This is a genomic window from Microbacterium sp. NPDC077644 (genome assembly GCF_040702785.1).
GTDB lineage: Bacteria > Actinomycetota > Actinomycetes > Actinomycetales > Microbacteriaceae > Microbacterium.
The window spans coordinates 823,734-839,763 of record NZ_JBFBME010000001.1 but is presented as its reverse complement, the minus strand read 5'-3'; the positions used below and the strand labels follow the sequence as shown (position 1 = coordinate 839,763).

Sequence of the window (16,030 nt, the reverse complement as noted above, 5' to 3'; positions counted from 1 at the left end):
CACGGTCGCGGCGGTGGCCGCCAGGGCGGAAATGCCCCAGGCTCACGGTGCTCGGTGCCAGCGGACTCTTGGTCAGCGGACAGGGAGTGTGCGTGGCCGCCACGACTCGCGGCGGGCCTCGAACTGCGCGATCTTCTCTTCGTTGCGCAGCGTGAGCCCGATGTCATCGAGCCCTTCGAGGAGCCGCCATCTAGTGTAATCGTCGACACCGATGGGGGCCTGGAAATCCGCGATCGTGGCGGTGCGCGCCTCGAGATCGACCGTGATGGTCGTGCCGGGGTTCGCGTCGATCGCCGCCCAGATCTTCTCGAGGTCGTCCTCGGAGATCGTGGCGGCGAGCAGCCCCTGCTTACCGGAGTTCCCGCGGAAGATGTCCGCGAAGCGCGGGCTCAGCACCACCTGGAACCCGAAGTCGCGCAGCGCCCAGACGGCGTGCTCCCGACTGGATCCGGTGCCGAAGTCGGGCCCGGCGACGAGCACCGATGCCCCCTGGAACGCTTCCTGGTTGAGGACGAACTCGGGATCCTGACGCCAGGCGTGGAACAGCGCGTCGTCGAAGCCCGTCTTGGTGACGCGCTTGAGGAAGACCGCGGGGATGATCTGATCGGTGTCGACGTTCGAGCGCTTCAGAGGAGCTGCGATGCCGGTGTGCGTGGTGAACTTCTCCATGATCAGGCTCCCACCAGTTCCTCGGCTGCGACCAGGTCGCTCGGGCTCGACAGCGTGCCTCGCACCGCGGTCGCGGCGGCGACGAGGGGCGACACGAGGTGCGTGCGTCCGCCCTTGCCCTGACGGCCCTCGAAGTTGCGGTTCGAGGTGGAGGCGCAACGCTCCCCCGGCGCGAGCTGGTCCGGGTTCATGCCCAGGCACATCGAGCAGCCGGCGAACCGCCACTCGGCGCCGAAGTCTTTGACGATCTGATCGATCCCCTCGGCCTCGGCCTCGAGCCGCACCCGGGCAGAGCCCGGAACCACCATGACGCGCACGCCATCGGCCTTCTTCCGGCCCTGGATGATCGAGGCGAAAGCCCGGAGGTCTTCGATGCGGCTGTTCGTGCAGGAGCCCATGAAGACGGCATCCACCGGCACGTCCTTGAGCGGCGTGCCCGGGGCGAGGTCCATGTACTCCAGCGCGCGCTCCGCGGCTGCGCGCTCGTTCGGGTCGTCGATCTCGGCGGGGTCGGGGACAGCGGCCGACAGCGAGCTGCCCTGACCCGGGTTCGTACCCCAGGTGACGAATGGCTCGAGCTCGTTCGCGTCGATGAAGACCTCGGCGTCGAAGACGGCGCCCTCGTCGGTCGGAAGCGTGCGCCAGTAGGCGACGGCATCCTCCCAGTCCTGGCCCTGCGGTGCGTGCGGCTTGCCCTGCACGTACGCGAACGTCGTCTCGTCGGGGGCGACCATTCCGGCGCGGGCACCGGCCTCGATCGACATGTTGCAGATCGTCATGCGCCCCTCCATCGAGAGGGAGCGAATCGCGCTGCCGCGGAACTCGAGCACGTACCCCTGCCCGCCGCCGGTGCCGATCTTCGCGATGACGGCGAGGATGATGTCCTTGGCTGTGACGCCCGGGCGCAGTTCGCCCTCGACGGTGATCGCCATCGTCTTGAAGGGCTTCAGCGGCAGGGTCTGCGTCGCCATGACGTGCTCGACCTCGCTCGTGCCGATGCCGAACGCCATGGAGCCGAACGCGCCGTGGGTCGAGGTGTGCGAGTCGCCGCAGACCACGGTGATGCCGGGCATGGTGAGGCCGAGCTGCGGGCCGACGACGTGGACGATGCCCTGCTCGGCGTCACCGAGCGAGTGCAGCCGGACGCCGAACTCCTCGGCGTTGCGGCGCAGAGTGTCGATCTGGGTGCGGCTGGTGAGATCGGCGATCGGCTTGTCGATCTCGAGAGTCGGGGTGTTGTGATCCTCGGTGGCGATCGTCAGGTCGAGCCGCCGCAGCGGCCGCCCTTCCGTGTGAAGCCCGTCGAACGCCTGCGGGCTGGTGACCTCGTGCACCAGGTGCAGGTCGATGTAGATCAGGTCGGGCTCGCCGTTCTCGCCCTTGACGACGAGGTGGTCGTCCCACACCTTCTCGGCCAGGGTGCGCGGGCGGTGCGAGGAAGCGTCGGTCATGTCTTTTCTCCAGTATTGGGCGGTTCGGCCACGCTGGACGCCGCGACGAGGAGGGCCTAGATCAAGGTCTCGTCGCGGCCGCTAAGGAGAAGAACCACCCGCCGCATGTCGGTCAGTTTACACGCCGGCGACGGGTGGTCCGTCCGCTCACTGGTTGAGAGCAGCGCGCTTCTCACGCGACGAGGAGACCAGGCTTGCGATCGTCGCCACCGCCATCGACGCGAAGATGACGCCGAGCGAGACCCAGTTGTTGATGTCGGGCGCCCATTCGATCGGGTGTCCTCCGTTGATGAAGGGCAGCTCGTTCTCGTGCATGGCGTGCAGGATCAGCTTCACACCGATGAATCCGAGGATGAACGCGACGCCGTAGTGCAGGTACTTGAGCTTCTCGAGCAGGTCGCCGAGGAGGAAGTAGAGCTGGCGCAGACCCATCAGCGCGAACAGGTTCGCCGTGAAGACGATGAAGGGGTCCTGCGTCACCCCGAAGATGGCGGGGATCGAATCGACGGCGAACATGAGGTCGGTGACGCCGAGCGCGACGAAGACGATGAGCATCGGCGTCCACATCTTCTTGCCGTTCACCACGGTCCGGATCTTCGCGCCGTCGTAGTCGTCGCTGATGTCGATTCCGCGGCGCAGCATCCGCACGATGAAGCCCTCGGTCTGCTTGTCGTCCTCGTGCTTCTCCGGCATGGCCTGGCGGATGGCGGTGAACACGAGGAACGCGCCGAACAGGTAGAAGATCGGGCTGAGGTGCTCGACGGCCGCTCCGACGATGATGATGAAGATCGCACGCAGCACCAGGGCGATGATGATGCCGACCATGAGCGCTTCCTGCTGGTACCGCCGCGGCACCGAGAACTGCGTCATGATCAGCACGAACACGAACAGGTTGTCGATGGAGAGGCTGTACTCCATGGCCCAGCCCGTGAGGAAGTCCAGGGACGTCTTCGAGTCGCCGACGAAGAAGAGCACGGCAGCGAAGATGAGCGCGAGCGTGACGTAGAAGGCGACCCAGAGGCTGGATTCCTTCGTCGACGGGATGTGCGGACGCTTGAGGATCAGAAGCAGGTCGGCGAGGAGGATGACGGACAGGACCACGAGCGCCGTGATCTCGAACCAAACCGGGATGTTCAAGGGCGTGCTGCACCTTTCGAGAGGGTCGATGAAGGTTCGAAAGTCTCTCCCCCGCACAATACGCGGCCCGCGCCCGGAACAACACTGTCGTTGCTCGTGATGACGAACGCGGAGATCCGGGATACTCCCTCTCGCTCAGTCGATGGTAGTCGAGGATCCGGACGATGAACGCGTTGCGCGGTCACCCGGCGCGGTCGTGTAATCTGGATGCAGCAAGGGGAGTACTCCGACACGGTCGGCTCGTCAATACGGATGCACGTCGCATCCCGGGTCACCGGTTCCCGATCGGGAATGGAGAAGACCTTGGCAGTGATTCCGTCACGCCAGGTATTGGAGCTTTTCTTGAACATCACCCCCTTCGTCTGGGGCGTCACGATCGCGGTCACGATCGCGTTCTTCGTCTACGAGTTCTTCGCGCACGTGCGCAAGCCGCACGAGCCGACCATCGGAGAATCCGCCCGCTGGTCGGTCTTCTACATCTCGCTCGCCCTGCTCTTCGGCGTCGGCATCGGTCTGATGTCGGGGTGGACGTACGGAGGCGAGTACTTCGCCGGGTATCTCACCGAGAAGGCGCTGTCGATCGACAACCTCTTCGTCTTCCTCATCGTGATGACCGGGTTCGCCGTGCCGAAGATGTATCAGCAGAAGGTGCTGATGATCGGCATCGTGATCGCACTCATCATGCGCGGCATCTTCATCGCCCTCGGTGCCACGCTCATCGAGAGCGGCGCCTGGGTGTTCTACCTGTTCGGTGCGCTGCTGCTGGTGCTCGCGTATCGGCAGGCGTTCAGCCATGGCGAAAGCGACCCGACCGACAACTGGTTCATGAGGCTGGTCCGCAGAGTGCTGCCGGTGGCCGACGAGTACCACGGCGACAGGCTCACGGTGAAGAAGGATGGCAAGCGCTGGGTGACGCCGATGCTGCTGACCATCGTCGCGATCGGATTCATCGACCTCGTCTTCGCCTTCGACTCCATCCCTGCGATCTACGGTCTGACCGAGGAGGCGTACATCGTCTTCACTGCGAACGCGTTCGCTCTCATGGGGCTGCGTCAGCTGTACTTCCTCATCGGCGGCCTGCTCGAGCGCCTGGTCTACCTCGCGCAGGGACTCGCGGTGATCCTCGCCTTCATCGGCGTCAAGCTCGTGTTCCACGCGATGCACGTGAACGAGGTTCCCTTCATCAACGGCGGCCAGCCGATGCTCTGGGCGCCCGAGATCCCGATCTGGTTCTCGCTGCTGTTCATCGGACTGACGATCGCCGTCGCCACCACAGCCAGCCTGCTGAAGACCCGCACGGACGCTCGCCGATCCGTCGATGCCGTCCGCTGATGGACGGGCTGCTCTGGAACATCGCGCTCGTCATCGTCTTCGTCCTGGTGGGCGGCGTGTTCGCCGCGACCGAGATGGCGTTGGTCACCCTGCGGGAGAGTCAGATCAACACGATCGCGGCGCGAGGGCGTCGCGGCTCTAAGGTCGCCTCGCTCGCCCGCAATCCGAACACGTTCCTGTCCGCCGTGCAGATCGGGGTCACGGTCGCCGGATTCGCCTCGGCCGCCTACGGTGCGACCTCGATCGCACCATCGGTCGTGCCGCTGCTCATGCATTGGGGTCTGTCCGAGCAGTTCGCGGCGACCACCGCGACGATCGCGCTGACGCTCCTCATCGCGTACCTCTCACCCGTCCTCGGCGAACTCGTTCCGAAGCGTCTGGCCATTCAGCGCAACGCGGAGTTCGCGTATGCGGTCGCCCCCGTCCTCGACGGGTTCGCCACGGTCGTCCGCCCTGTGATCTGGCTGCTCTCGGTCTCCACGAACGCGCTCGTGCGTCTGCTCGGCGGAGACCCGCACAAGACCGTCGACGAGCTGAGCGAGGAGGAGTTCCGGGACATCGTCGCGACGCAGCAGGGCATCCCCGACGATGAGCGGCGCATCCTGGACGACGTCCTCTCGCTCCGCGGACGCCAGATCAGCGAGGTCATGCGCCCTCGTCCTGAAGTCGTGGCACTCGACGAGGCGGCGACGATCGCGGATGCCGTCGCCCAGGTCAAGGACCTCCCGTTCTCGCGGTATCCCGTCGCCGACAAGTCGATCGACGACATCGTGGGGTTCGTCCACGTCCGTGACCTGCTCGAGGCCGCTGCCGTGGATCCGGCGCGTCCCCTGGTGAGCCTCATGCGTCCGATCTGCTATCTCCCGTCGACGGCCCGCGTCCTGCCGACCCTCACCCGCATGCGCGCAGACGGACATCACATCGGCGTCGTCGTCGACGAATACGGCGGAACGGACGGGATCGTCACGCTCGAGGATGTCGTCGAAGAGGTCGTCGGCGAGATCTTCGACGAGTACGACACCGCCGCGGATCCGACGACAGCCGGCGGCATCGTCGACGGGCGTCTGAACCGTCAGGACTTCGAAGAGGCGACCGGACTGGTCCTCCCCCAGGGAGCGTCCGACACGATCGCGGGCTTCGTCACAGAGCGATTGGGGCGGCTCGCCGCCGTCGGCGACGCGATCGACGTACCCGGCGCGACGATCCAGGTGACATCACTGGATCGCAGACGCATCGCCGGAGTGCGGGTCACCCTGCACGAGGAATCCGGCGACGACCGAGCCGCGGAGGCCGACTCCTCGAGTCCTCGAGGGGGATGATCACGGATACTGCTCGCGCCGGAGATTTCTGAGACGATGAGGCATCTCGCGACACTCTCCTGTGAGAGACACCGAAGGGAACCGGATGTCGGAGCGTTCTGAGGATCAGGATCTCGCAGCACGAGCCGCGGCGGGCGACGAGAGCGCCTTCCGCACGCTGTACCGCGAGCACGTGCGTCCGGTGTACTGGATCGCGCACGGCATCCTGCGCTCCCCCGCGGACGCGGAGGACGTGACCCAGGAGACGTTCGTCACGGCGTGGCGGAAGCTTCCCGGCCTGGAGCTCAGCGGCGAGTCGTTGCTGCCGTGGCTGGCGACGATCTGCCGCTTCCAGACCGCCAATCGGATGCGCAGGCGCCGGCACGAGCAGGCTCACACGACGGAGGCTCCCGACGAGAGCATCGCCGACACCGTGGACGTGGAGGATCAGGTGATCACCGCCGCACTCGCAGAACGCATCGCCGAGGAGATCGGCACGCTCAGCGAGATCGATCGGGAGATCTTCCGCCTGTGCGCCTCAGAGGGCTACGCGTATCAGGCCGCGGCGGATGAACTCGGCGTCACTGTGGGTGCCGTTCGGAACCGTCTCTCACGGGTGCGCTCCCAGTTGCGGGGCGCCGTCGAGGAAGTGAGAGACGCATGAACGATCGGATTCCCGCGGGTTCCGCGGCCGAGCTGCCGGAGCTGCCCCAGGCGAGCATCGACAGGATCGAGAAGGCGGTGCTGTCCGAGATCGCCGCCGACCGGTCACCCGCGGCTCCCGCTGCCGCTGTGCCGTCGAGGCGTCGCACACGTCGCCGCGGATGGCTGACCGCCGCCGGCATCGCCGCGGCCTTCGTCGTCGGCGTCATGATCACCCCACCGCTGCTCAACGTCACGAACACCACGGCGGGGAGTTCAGAGGAAGCCACGTCGTTCGTCTCGGACGGCTCGGCCGGAGGCGCGGCAGACATGTCGTCCGGCGACAGCGCCGGCATGGCGGTGCCAGAGGGTGCATCGATGGATGTCGCGGCCAGCGCCGAGGAAAGCGGACGGGAGATCATCGCCAGCGCGCAGGCGACGGTTCGGGTGAAGGACATCGCATCTGCCGCGGAGGAGATCGCGGACCTCGCGGACGAGCACGGCGGCTACGTCGAGGCCACGAACCTGTCGGCATCCGGTCTGTCGACGGATGGGAGCACGTCCGATGATGCGAGCATGCCGGCACCGGATGGCGAGTACGGGTGGGTCAGCATCCGCGTGCCCGCCGAGGATCTCACCGAGGTGATCGCCTCCCTGGCCGATGCGGGCACGGTGCTGTCGTCTTCCACCGCGAAGCAGGACGTCACTTCGGCGGCCATCGATCTGCGTGCGCGCGTCAAGGCGACTCAAGCGTCGGTCGACCGACTGACAGAGCTGATGTCGCAGTCCGGTTCGGTCTCAGAGCTCATCGACGCCGAGGTCGCGCTCACCGACCGGCAGGCGGAACTGGAGTCGTACACGCAGCAGCTCGCCGCGCTCGAGGATCAGGTGGCCATGTCATCGCTGCAGGTGCAGTTGACCAGGACCACCACGGTCGAGCCCGCTCAGCCGGCCGGGTTCGGCGACGGGCTGCTCGCGGGCTGGAACGGGCTGATCGTCTCGCTGAACGCGCTCGTGATCGCGGTCGGATTCCTGCTCCCCTGGCTCGCCGTCGCCGGCATCATCGCCCTCGTGGTCTGGTGGGTCATCCGCCGACGCAACCGTCGATCGAACCCTGAAGTTCCTTGATTTTCCGGGGTATACAAGAAGTCTTGTGAGAATCATGCCGCGCGCTTAGCGTGGACGGCATGGAACCGATCGAGGCGATCACCGCCGTCCATCACCCGTTGCGGCGGCGCATCGTGGACTATCTCGGCCTGTACGGCGCGAGTCAGGTGACCACACTGGCCCGTGCTCTCGAGCAGCAGGTCGGCAGCATCAGCCACCATCTGCGCATGTTGGAGCGCGCCGAGATCGTCGAGCGGGTCGACGACCCGACCGGCGACAAGCGCACGAGCTGGTGGCAGCAGTCCAAGACCAGCTTCCGGTGGTCCGTCGACGACTTCGCCGACTCGCCCTCCGACGCGATGCTCGCCCGCAGTGCGGAGCGCGCCAATATCAACACGCAGATCGGGCGCCTCTCCGCCTGGCACCGCAGCGGCAATGCCGATCCCGCCTGGAGCCGAGGGGCGTTCAGCACCGATACGCTCACCTGGGCCTCTGCGGACGAGCTCGCCGCACTGTCCGCGGCCGTGTCCGAGACCATCGACACCTGGCGGCGCGCGATCGACACCGAAGACGGTACCGAGCGCCGCCCCGTCTTCGTGTTCGCACACGGATTCCCGACAGCACCATGACCGCGACCGAGCCGACCCTGCTGCGCGAACCGCCCCGGTTCTCGTACGACATCCGCGTGCATTCCTGGATCGTCGTCAAGGCGCTCTCCGATGCCGGCGACGCGATCTGGAGCATCGCGCTGGCCTGGACCGCTGTGCAGATCGCCTCACCCGCCATCGCCGGGCTCATCGTCGCGGCGGGCACGGTTCCGCGAGCGCTCATCCTCCTCTTCGGTGGAGTGCTCGCCGACCGCGCCGATGCCCGGCGCGTCATGATCGTCTTCAACGCGGCGCGGGTCGCCGTGCTGGTCGGCGTCGCGCTGTGGGTGCTGGCGCATCCGCCGACAGTCCTCGTACTGCTCCTCGCCGCCGTCGCGTTCGGCGCATGCGACGCGTTCTACGAGCCATCCGCCGCGACCATCGGGCGCCAGCTCGTGCGCACCGCGGATCTGCCGTCGTACAGCGCCGTCATGCAGACCGCCACGCGGTTGGGAACCATGGGCGGTGCCGCCGCGGGCGGGTTCCTGGTCGCCTACGCCGGCATCGCCGGAAGCGCGTCGATCAACGCCGTCACCTTCGCCCTCGTGATCGCGTTCATCGCGATCTGGCTGCGCCCGCGGTTCGCTCTGGCGCGCGCCGACCGGGAATCGGCGCTGCGCGGCATCCTGCGCGGGTTCACCCACCTGGGTGATGCCCCCACGACTCGCACGCTCGTCATCGCCCTCTCCGGGTTGAACCTCGCGGTGGGCCCTGCGACCGGGATCGGCATCGCACTGCGGGCGCACGGCGAGGGCTGGGGCGCCCAGGCCGTCGGCGTGCTCGAGGGCCTGATCGGGCTCGGAGCCGCGCTCGGCGCCGTGGGCGTCGCCAGGTGGCGACCCCGACGCGAGGCGCTGGGCGGCTTCTGGGCGCTCGTCGTGCAGGGCGCCGGGATCATCCTCATCGGCATCGGTCCGCTGTGGCTGACCGGGGTGGGAAGCCTCGTCATCGGTCTGACCGCCGGCTTCGCCTCGGTGCTGCTCAGCGCGACCTTCGTCGCGACGATCGACACCGCGTACCTGGGGCGGATGAGTGCCCTCACACGCCTCGGAGACGATGTGCTCATGCCCCTGGCAATGGCCGCGTTCGGCGCACTGGCCGCGGCGACCGCGACCTGGATCGCCTTCGTCGTGTTCGGCCTGGCGCTGATGGGGATGATGATCGTCCCGCTGAGCAATCCGCAGTTCCGCACGATGACGCTGCGGGCCGAGTAGCCCGGCGACCCCGGATACGCGAAAACCCCCGGCTGAGCCGGGGGTTTTCCGTGTTGTGACCCCAGCGGGATTCGAACCCGCGTTACCGCCGTGAGAGGGCGGCGTACTAGGCCGCTATACGATGGGGCCAGGTCTTGCGGAGCGTTTCCGTCCCGCGACAACCGTTCAAGTATGCCATGAGGTTTTCCGCTCCGCCAAATCGGGGCCGATGCCGCGCGGATCCCGGGCGCGTCCCGCCGTGCGCGGCGTTTGCCGACGGCGCCGGAGAGGAGTTGACTCAGCCTATGCGCGTAACGAAGCACGAACATGCCGCCCTCCGCATCGACGAGTCCGGCGACAGTCTCCTCATCGATCCCGGTTCATTCACGACTCCGCTCGACGATCTGTCCAGCGTCGTCGCCGTCGTCCTGACCCATGAGCATCCCGATCACTGGACGCCCGAGCACCTCGATCGGATTCTGCGTGCCGCACCGGGCACGCCGATCTTCGCACCGGCGGGCGTCGCGGCCGCGGCCGATGGCTACGAGATCACGGTGGTCGCCCCCGGCGACACCGTCACGGCAGGGCGCTTCACGCTGCGGTTCTTCGGCGGCGAGCACGCCGTCATCCACTCCTCGATCCCGCTCGTGCAGAACGTCGGCGTCCTCGTCAACGACGAGCTCTATTACCCCGGGGACTCGTACGCCGTCCCCGAGGACGTCGTGGTCGATGCCCTCGCAGCACCGGCCGGTGCACCGTGGCTGAAGATCGGCGAGGCGATGGACTTCGTGCTCGCGGTGAAGCCGCGACGGGCGTTCGGGGTCCACGACATGACCCTTTCGGTGATCGGGCGGACGATGCATCGCCAGCGCCTTCGCTGGGCGACCGAGCAGAACGGCGGGGAGTTCTTCGAGCTCGATCCCGGCGACGCGCTGGATCTGTGAGTCGCCGTCTGCTGCCGGAGCCGACCGCGCGACTACGCTTCCGCGAGATGACGCTCGCGGATCTGGATCAGATGGCGGCTCTCCTCGGCGACCCGGGCGTGATGAGGTTCTACCCCGCCCCGAAGTCGCGCTCGGAGAGCCGAGCGTGGATCGAGGGCATGCAGGAGCGCTACGCGAGTGACGGGCACGGTCTCTGGATCATCGACACCCACGACGGCGAGTTCATCGGCGACTGCGGCATCACCTGGCAGTCGTACAACGGCATCGCCGTCCGTGAGGTCGGCTACCACGTGCGGGCCGATCGGCAAGGACGCGGCTATGCGTCGGAGGCCGCGTCGGCGTGCGTCGACCTGTACCGCCGCGAGTTCGCACCGGGGCTGCTCACCGCGATCATCCATCCGCGCAACGACGCCTCGCGGCGCGTGGCCGAGCATGTCGGGATGACCCATATCGCCGATGACCGTGCGCACCCGTGGATCGTGCGCACGGTCATGGGCATGACCGTCGAGGCTCAGGCGAGCTGAGCCTGCAGCGCGCGGACCCGGAGGTCGCGCGCCAGGTGGTCCCGCTGCTCGATGACCAGGCGGCGCAGGGCGCCAGGAGCATCCGCGTTCTCGGTGAGCCAGACGTCGACCATGGCCAGATCCTCGGATGCCGGGAACAGGCCGACGACGAGGCGACGGGCGAGCTCGATGCTGCGGGTGCGCCAGGCCCCGAGGATGCGCGCGAAGTAGTCGGCATCCCGGTCGGCGATGAGATCGCGCCGCCCGCCGGCACGGACGCCGTCGATCGTTGCGCTCAGATGATCGTTGGTGAGCGACTCGTCATCCCAGGCGGCATCCCAGGCCGCGCCGCGCACCGCCCTGCTCGGTGCTGCCGCGCGTGCGCGGATCGCGGCGGTGCGCCCGCTCGCGGTCGCATCCCGCGCGAGCTCGGCGTCGACGTCGGCACCGGTCGCCTGCCCGGTCGTCGCGAGCGCCGTCAGGAGAGCCCAGCGCAGATCGGGGTCGATGCGCAGTCCGTCCGGGCCCTGCCCGTCGAGGATCGCGCGCACGTCACCCGCTCGAGAGGCGTCGAACGCGGATGCCGCGGCGAATGCCCGTGCCCATGAGAGCTGCGCGTCGCTCGCCGGCGTCGCGCCGTTCAACGCCGCCCACGTCGCCTGGAGCCAAGCTGCGCGGTGCGCGCTGCGCTCGCCTTCGGGCAGGTAATGACCGATCGAGTACGCGGCATTCGCGATCACCCCGGTCAGCAGGCCCATGTTCTCCTCAGCCCGCGCGTGCGCTGCCACGATCGCCAGATACCGCTCGACCGACAGCTCGCCGTCGCGCGCGGCATTCCACAGCGCCGACCAGACCAGTGCACGGGGAAGCGGGTCGAGGGTGGACAGTCCCTGCTCCACGGCAGCCACGGAACGGGCGTCCAGACGGGTCTTGGCGTACGTGAGGTCGTCGTCGTTGATGAGCACGAGATCGGCGCCCTCGACGCGGACGGGGGTGCGTTCGTCGACGATGTCGACCTCGACGCTCTCGCGCCGCACCAGCGCACCGCCGTCGAGGGCGTAGAGGCCGATGCGCAACCGGTGCGGGCGCGGATCGCTCTGCACGAGCACGCGCTCACTCCCGGCATCCTCGATCCACAGGGTCGACATGCCGCTCGTCTCCAGCCAGGCACGCGACCAGGCCCGCACGTCGCGACCCGAGACGTCCTCGAGCTGCACGAGCAGATCGTCGAGCGTCGTGTTCCCGAACGCGTGCGCTGAGAAGTACCGGCGCGCGCCCTCGAAGAAGTGCGCCTCCCCCACGAACGCGACGAGCTGCTTGAGCACCGAGGCGCCCTTGGCGTACGTGATGCCGTCGAAGTTGAGCTTGGCGGCTTCCAGATCGTGGATGTCCGCGACGATCGGATGCGTCGTCGGCAGCTGATCCTGCTGGTACGCCCATGCCTTGCGGTTCGCGGCGAAGCGCTCCCAGGCATCGGTGTACCGGGTGGCGGCGGCCGAGGCGTGCGAGCCCATGTAGTCGGCGAAGGACTCCTTGAGCCACAGGTCGTCCCACCAGCGCATCGTGACGAGGTCGCCGAACCACATGTGCGCCATCTCGTGCAGGATCGTGTTCGCCCGCGCTCCGCGCTGAGCATCGGTCGCAGCCCCTCGCGACAGATACGCCTCGGTGAAGGTGACCAGGCCCGGGTTCTCCATCGCACCCAGGTTGTACTCGGGCACGAAGATCTGGTCGTACTTGCCCCACGGGTACGGGTACGCGAACGCGTCCGTGAAGAAGTCGAGCCCCTGCCGGGTCACCTCGATGATCTCCTCCGCTTCCAGGAACTCCGCCAGCGACGGCCGGCACAGGACCCCGAGCGCGATGGTCTGGTCGCCGTGCTTCCATTCGGCGTCGACGCGGTGATACGGACCCGCGGCGATAGAGGTGATGTAACTGGAGAGCGGGAGCGTCGGGGCGAACTCGACGGTCTGGAACCCGTCGGTCTCGACGACCGTCACGGCGCGCTGGTTCGACAGCACCTCCCAGCCCGCAGGCGCCTGCACCACGAACGTGTAGGAGGCCTTCACGTCGGGCTGCTCGAAGCACGCCATGACCCGCCGCGAGTCGGCAGGCTCGTACTGCGTGTAGAGGTACGTCTCGCCGTCGACGGGATCGACGAAGCGGTGCAGACCTTCACCGGAGCGGGAGTACGCGCCGATCGCGTCGATGACGACGGTGTTGGATGCTCCGAGACCGCTCACCGCGATCCGGGAGCCGTCGTAGCGGACGGGCTGTTCCTCGCCGTTGACCGCGACTGCGAGGACGTCTTCTCCGATGAAGTCGATCCAGGTCTCGGCATGGGCTGCGTCGAACGTCAGGGTCGTGCGCGTTCCGAATCCGGTCCGCTGCGGGTCTCTGGCCTCGCGCAGATCGAGGTGCACACGCACGTCGCGCACGGTGACGCTCGCGGATCGCGCGGCCGTCTCTTCTCTGGTCAGGTTCGCTGAGCTCATCTCCCCATCGTTTCACGGGCGCTGATCCGTTAGGCTGAGCATGTTCGTCCGCCTTCATCTACCTCACCCTCTCGGGCCTGACCGCCGCGTTTCTCGCCGCTTCTCGAGAGTTTCTGACACCGCCGCATCTGCTGGACGCGGCCACCGGGTCGATGATCGGCCCACCGAACACCAAAGGAAACACAGCATGGCCACTGGCACCGTCAAATGGTTCAACTCCGACAAGGGCTACGGCTTCATCGCTCCCGATGACGGCTCTGCCGACGTCTTCGCGCACTTCAGCGCGATCCAGTCGTCCGGCTACCGCAACCTCGAGGAGGCGCAGAAGGTCGAGTTCGACACGGAGCAGGGACCCAAGGGCCCGCAGGCGACGAACATTCGCCCGCTCTGAACCGCGCTTCGAAGGCCCGTTCTCGCGATCTCGCGAGGGCGGGCCTTCGCCCATTGATTTGACGCGCCACCGGCCGACCGCGTACATTACAGAACGGTAACGGTCCCACCCGAAGGGATCGACGACGAGCCGCTGTGCTCCGCCGGAAGGATCCCTCACGACTTCAGTACCCCCCGAGAGCGCGCCCGAACGCGCCTCGGCAACAGACTCCAGCACGCCCCGCCCGCTGTCGCGGCGGGAGCTGCGCCGCCAGGCGAACCCTGCGATGAGCGGACCCGAATCCGCAGCTCGCGAAGCCCTGATCCCCGAGATCCCCCGCGCGCCGCGACCGGCAGCGGCATCCACTGCAACCTCGGCTCCTGAGGTTGCGCCCCTCCCGGCTCCGGCCGCCCCCACCGCTTCCCGCATCACCCCGAAGCGCGCACCGCGTCCGCCTCGCCGCTGGGCGAAGGCCAAGGCGATCGGCGCGACGCTCGCGGTCGGCGGCATGATCACCGGCGCAGCGCTCCCCGCACTCAATCCGATCGCCGAGTCCGTCGCAGCGACGACTTCGCTCGGGGTCACCACGTCGGCCGAGGCCGACGCCCAGACCTACAGCGCGACGGACGAGATCCGTGCCGAGATCGCCCCTCGGGGCAACTTCTCCGCGACGACCCCGCAGGAGATCGAGGAGACCCGCTCTCAGGCCGTCGCCGCTGCGCTCGCAGCCGGCATGCCGCTCGCCAGCGCCGTCGACATCCCGATCGCCGACGACATCATGATGCCGATGGCATCGGGCACCTACTCCTTCACCGACGGGTTCGGCGCATCGCGCCCCGGACGCTCCCACCTCGGACAGGACTTCGCCGCCCCGGTCGGAACGCCGATCCGCGCCGCCATGGACGGCTGCGTGTCGCGCTCCACCGAGAGCTATCAGGGCTACGGCGTCACGATCCAGATCGAGAGCATCGTCGACGGTCGATCCGTCAGCACGGTGTACTCGCACATGACCAACGGCAGCCGCGCCGTCGAGGTCGGCGACTGCGTGCAGGCCGGCGACTACCTCGCCGACGTCGGTTCCACCGGGTACGTGTTCGGTTCGTGCCTGCACTTCGAGGTGCACGTCGACAGCGCCCCGGTCGACCCGATGCCGTGGCTGTCGGCCAACGTGAAGTAGATCTCAGCGCTTTCGGAGAACCTGCAGCACGCACTGCTCCTCGACCGTGAGATGCTTGCGCGGACGCATCCGCGACATAGCCGCCCGCACCTCGGGGATCGTGACTCCGTCTTCGAAGGCGCCGAACAGGCGGGGATCGATGTAGGCGTCCTTGGTGACCGCAGGGGTATTGCCCAGCCGATCGGCGACATCGGCAACGACATTGCGGATGATCGTCGCTTCCGCGGTCTCATCGTCGCTCTCCACCGCGAGGAGCGCAGAGGTGGCGAGCAGCGTGCCGCCCCACGTACGGAAGTCCTTCGCAGAGAACTCCTCCCCCATGTGGCGCTTGACATAGGCGTTCACCCGCTTGCTGTCGACGTCATGGATGATGCCGTCCTCGTCGAAGAATCGGAAGATCTCGTGCCCCTGCATCCGCTCGAGCTGGGCGAGCAGGCGGACGAGCTGCGGATCGCGAACGGTCTTCACCTGACGTTTGCCGCTCTTGCCCACATAGTCGAACGTGACCCTGCGGGAGGTGACATCGGTGTGCTTGCGTCTGAGCGTCGTGACGCCGTAGTGCCCGTTCTTTCTCGCATACTCGGGGTTGCCGACGCGGAAGAACTCCTGGTCGATCAGCTTGACCACACAGGCGACGACCTTGTCCTCTCCAAGGTGACGGCGCCGCAGGTCCTTCTCCACCTGTTTACGCAGCCGCGGCAGACGCTGGGCGAAGCGCAGGATCCGCGCGAATTTCTCCCTCTCCTGCTTGCGGCGGAAGGCCGGCCCGTAGAGCGTCTGCGTGCGGCCGGCGGCATCGATTCCTCTGGCGAGCACCTTGGAGGTCGAAGACCGCGAGATCTTCACGTCCGTCCACGCCGGAGGTATCGCAAGCTTCTCGATCCTCGCGAGCTCGCGCTTCGCGCTGATCGTCTTCCGTCCGTCGCGGTAGACGAAGCCGCCCGCGCGATGGGTGCGCGTTATCGGGAGGCGGGGCCGTGGGGTCATAGTGCCGAAGCTTACGCTCCCGCCCGGGTTCCTGCCGTTGCGGAATGCAACAGCAGAGCGTAGCGTTGCATTAAGCAA

Annotated in this window: 15 protein-coding genes and 1 tRNA gene; 10 read left to right on the top strand and 6 right to left on the bottom strand. The window is 67.4% G+C overall.

Annotated features, from left to right (window positions below; all coding sequences use genetic code 11):
- Window positions 1-72 precede the first annotated feature (72 nt).
- The 3 genes from leuD to AB0269_RS04020 form a co-directional block, all read right to left on the bottom strand.
- Window positions 73-669, bottom strand: a complete 597-nt coding sequence (gene leuD / locus AB0269_RS04030; RefSeq protein ID WP_366209961.1) for a 3-isopropylmalate dehydratase small subunit — start codon at window positions 667-669, stop codon at window positions 73-75.
- 2 nt (window positions 670-671) lie between these two features.
- Window positions 672-2,120, bottom strand: a complete 1,449-nt coding sequence (gene leuC / locus AB0269_RS04025) for a 3-isopropylmalate dehydratase large subunit (RefSeq protein ID WP_366209960.1) — start codon at window positions 2,118-2,120, stop codon at window positions 672-674.
- 147 nt (window positions 2,121-2,267) lie between these two features.
- Window positions 2,268-3,257: a TerC/Alx family metal homeostasis membrane protein gene (locus tag AB0269_RS04020; RefSeq protein ID WP_366209958.1), complete on the bottom strand. Its 990-nt coding sequence runs from the start codon at window positions 3,255-3,257 to the stop codon at window positions 2,268-2,270.
- Between the two features lie 342 nt (window positions 3,258-3,599).
- Between AB0269_RS04020 and AB0269_RS04015 the strand changes: the two genes are divergently transcribed.
- The 6 genes from AB0269_RS04015 (at window position 3,600) to AB0269_RS03990 (ending at window position 9,497) form a co-directional block, all read left to right on the top strand.
- The gene (locus AB0269_RS04015; RefSeq protein WP_366209957.1) at window positions 3,600-4,589 is read left to right on the top strand and encodes a TerC family protein; all 990 of its coding nucleotides are present in this window, start codon (window positions 3,600-3,602) and stop codon (window positions 4,587-4,589) included.
- Window positions 4,589-5,908 carry a hemolysin family protein gene (locus AB0269_RS04010; protein ID WP_366209956.1) on the top strand — a complete coding sequence of 440 codons (1,320 nt, stop codon included), beginning with the start codon at window positions 4,589-4,591 and terminating at the stop codon, window positions 5,906-5,908. The genes AB0269_RS04015 and AB0269_RS04010 overlap by 1 nt, the downstream gene beginning before the upstream one ends.
- 85 nt (window positions 5,909-5,993) lie before the next feature.
- Window positions 5,994-6,551, top strand: coding sequence for an RNA polymerase sigma factor (locus AB0269_RS04005; RefSeq protein ID WP_366209955.1), 558 nt, complete (start codon window positions 5,994-5,996; stop codon window positions 6,549-6,551).
- Window positions 6,548-7,657, top strand: coding sequence for a DUF4349 domain-containing protein (locus AB0269_RS04000; protein ID WP_366209954.1), 1,110 nt, complete (start codon window positions 6,548-6,550; stop codon window positions 7,655-7,657). The genes AB0269_RS04005 and AB0269_RS04000 overlap by 4 nt, the downstream gene beginning before the upstream one ends.
- A 59-nt stretch (window positions 7,658-7,716) precedes the next feature.
- Window positions 7,717-8,265, top strand: a complete 549-nt coding sequence (locus AB0269_RS03995) for a helix-turn-helix domain-containing protein (RefSeq protein WP_366209952.1) — start codon at window positions 7,717-7,719, stop codon at window positions 8,263-8,265.
- Entirely contained in the window at window positions 8,262-9,497 is a 1,236-nt protein-coding gene (locus AB0269_RS03990) for an MFS transporter (RefSeq protein WP_366209951.1), read from the top strand. The genes AB0269_RS03995 and AB0269_RS03990 overlap by 4 nt, the downstream gene beginning before the upstream one ends.
- A 56-nt stretch (window positions 9,498-9,553) precedes the next feature.
- Here AB0269_RS03990 and AB0269_RS03985 read toward each other — a convergent pair.
- A tRNA-Glu gene (locus AB0269_RS03985) sits at window positions 9,554-9,626 on the bottom strand.
- 155 nt (window positions 9,627-9,781) lie between these two features.
- On the opposite strand from AB0269_RS03985, the gene AB0269_RS03980 reads away from it, so the two are divergent.
- Both AB0269_RS03980 and AB0269_RS03975 read left to right on the top strand, forming a co-directional pair.
- Entirely contained in the window at window positions 9,782-10,420 is a 639-nt protein-coding gene (locus tag AB0269_RS03980) for an MBL fold metallo-hydrolase (protein ID WP_366209950.1), read from the top strand.
- Window positions 10,417-10,944 carry a GNAT family N-acetyltransferase gene (locus AB0269_RS03975; protein WP_366209949.1) on the top strand — a complete coding sequence of 176 codons (528 nt, stop codon included), beginning with the start codon at window positions 10,417-10,419 and terminating at the stop codon, window positions 10,942-10,944. The genes AB0269_RS03980 and AB0269_RS03975 overlap by 4 nt, the downstream gene beginning before the upstream one ends.
- Here AB0269_RS03975 and pepN read toward each other — a convergent pair.
- Complete coding sequence (gene pepN / locus AB0269_RS03970) at window positions 10,932-13,418, bottom strand: aminopeptidase N (RefSeq protein ID WP_366209947.1); 2,487 nt, start codon at window positions 13,416-13,418, stop codon at window positions 10,932-10,934. The genes AB0269_RS03975 and pepN overlap by 13 nt on opposite strands.
- A gap of 187 nt (window positions 13,419-13,605) precedes the next feature.
- On the opposite strand from pepN, the gene AB0269_RS03965 reads away from it, so the two are divergent.
- Entirely contained in the window at window positions 13,606-13,809 is a 204-nt protein-coding gene (locus AB0269_RS03965; protein ID WP_175986543.1) for a cold-shock protein, read from the top strand.
- A gap of 265 nt (window positions 13,810-14,074) precedes the next feature.
- The gene (locus AB0269_RS03960) at window positions 14,075-14,965 is read left to right on the top strand and encodes a M23 family metallopeptidase (RefSeq protein ID WP_366209945.1); all 891 of its coding nucleotides are present in this window, start codon (window positions 14,075-14,077) and stop codon (window positions 14,963-14,965) included.
- Window positions 14,966-14,968: 3 nt separating this feature from the next.
- Here AB0269_RS03960 and AB0269_RS03955 read toward each other — a convergent pair whose 3' ends face one another.
- Window positions 14,969-15,952, bottom strand: a complete 984-nt coding sequence (locus AB0269_RS03955; RefSeq protein WP_366209944.1) for a DNA topoisomerase IB — start codon at window positions 15,950-15,952, stop codon at window positions 14,969-14,971.
- Between the last annotated feature and the right edge of the window lie 78 nt (window positions 15,953-16,030).

Excerpts from the sequence above, each read along its gene's own strand:
- pepN (WP_366209947.1), bottom strand. The coding sequence starts at position 13,418 with ATGAGCTCAGCGAACCTGACCAGAGAAGAGACGGCCGCGCGATCCGCG.
- AB0269_RS03960 (WP_366209945.1), top strand. The coding sequence starts at position 14,075 with ATGAGCGGACCCGAATCCGCAGCTCGCGAAGCCCTGATCCCCGAGATC.
- leuC (WP_366209960.1), bottom strand. The coding sequence starts at position 2,120 with ATGACCGACGCTTCCTCGCACCGCCCGCGCACCCTGGCCGAGAAGGTG.
- leuD (WP_366209961.1), bottom strand. The coding sequence starts at position 669 with ATGGAGAAGTTCACCACGCACACCGGCATCGCAGCTCCTCTGAAGCGC.
- AB0269_RS03980 (WP_366209950.1), top strand. The coding sequence starts at position 9,782 with ATGCGCGTAACGAAGCACGAACATGCCGCCCTCCGCATCGACGAGTCC.
- AB0269_RS04010 (WP_366209956.1), top strand. The coding sequence starts at position 4,589 with ATGGACGGGCTGCTCTGGAACATCGCGCTCGTCATCGTCTTCGTCCTG.
- AB0269_RS03965 (WP_175986543.1), top strand. The coding sequence starts at position 13,606 with ATGGCCACTGGCACCGTCAAATGGTTCAACTCCGACAAGGGCTACGGC.
- AB0269_RS03995 (WP_366209952.1), top strand. The coding sequence starts at position 7,717 with ATGGAACCGATCGAGGCGATCACCGCCGTCCATCACCCGTTGCGGCGG.
- AB0269_RS03955 (WP_366209944.1), bottom strand. The coding sequence starts at position 15,952 with ATGACCCCACGGCCCCGCCTCCCGATAACGCGCACCCATCGCGCGGGC.
- AB0269_RS04005 (WP_366209955.1), top strand. The coding sequence starts at position 5,994 with ATGTCGGAGCGTTCTGAGGATCAGGATCTCGCAGCACGAGCCGCGGCG.
- AB0269_RS04000 (WP_366209954.1), top strand. The coding sequence starts at position 6,548 with ATGAACGATCGGATTCCCGCGGGTTCCGCGGCCGAGCTGCCGGAGCTG.
- AB0269_RS03990 (WP_366209951.1), top strand. The coding sequence starts at position 8,262 with ATGACCGCGACCGAGCCGACCCTGCTGCGCGAACCGCCCCGGTTCTCG.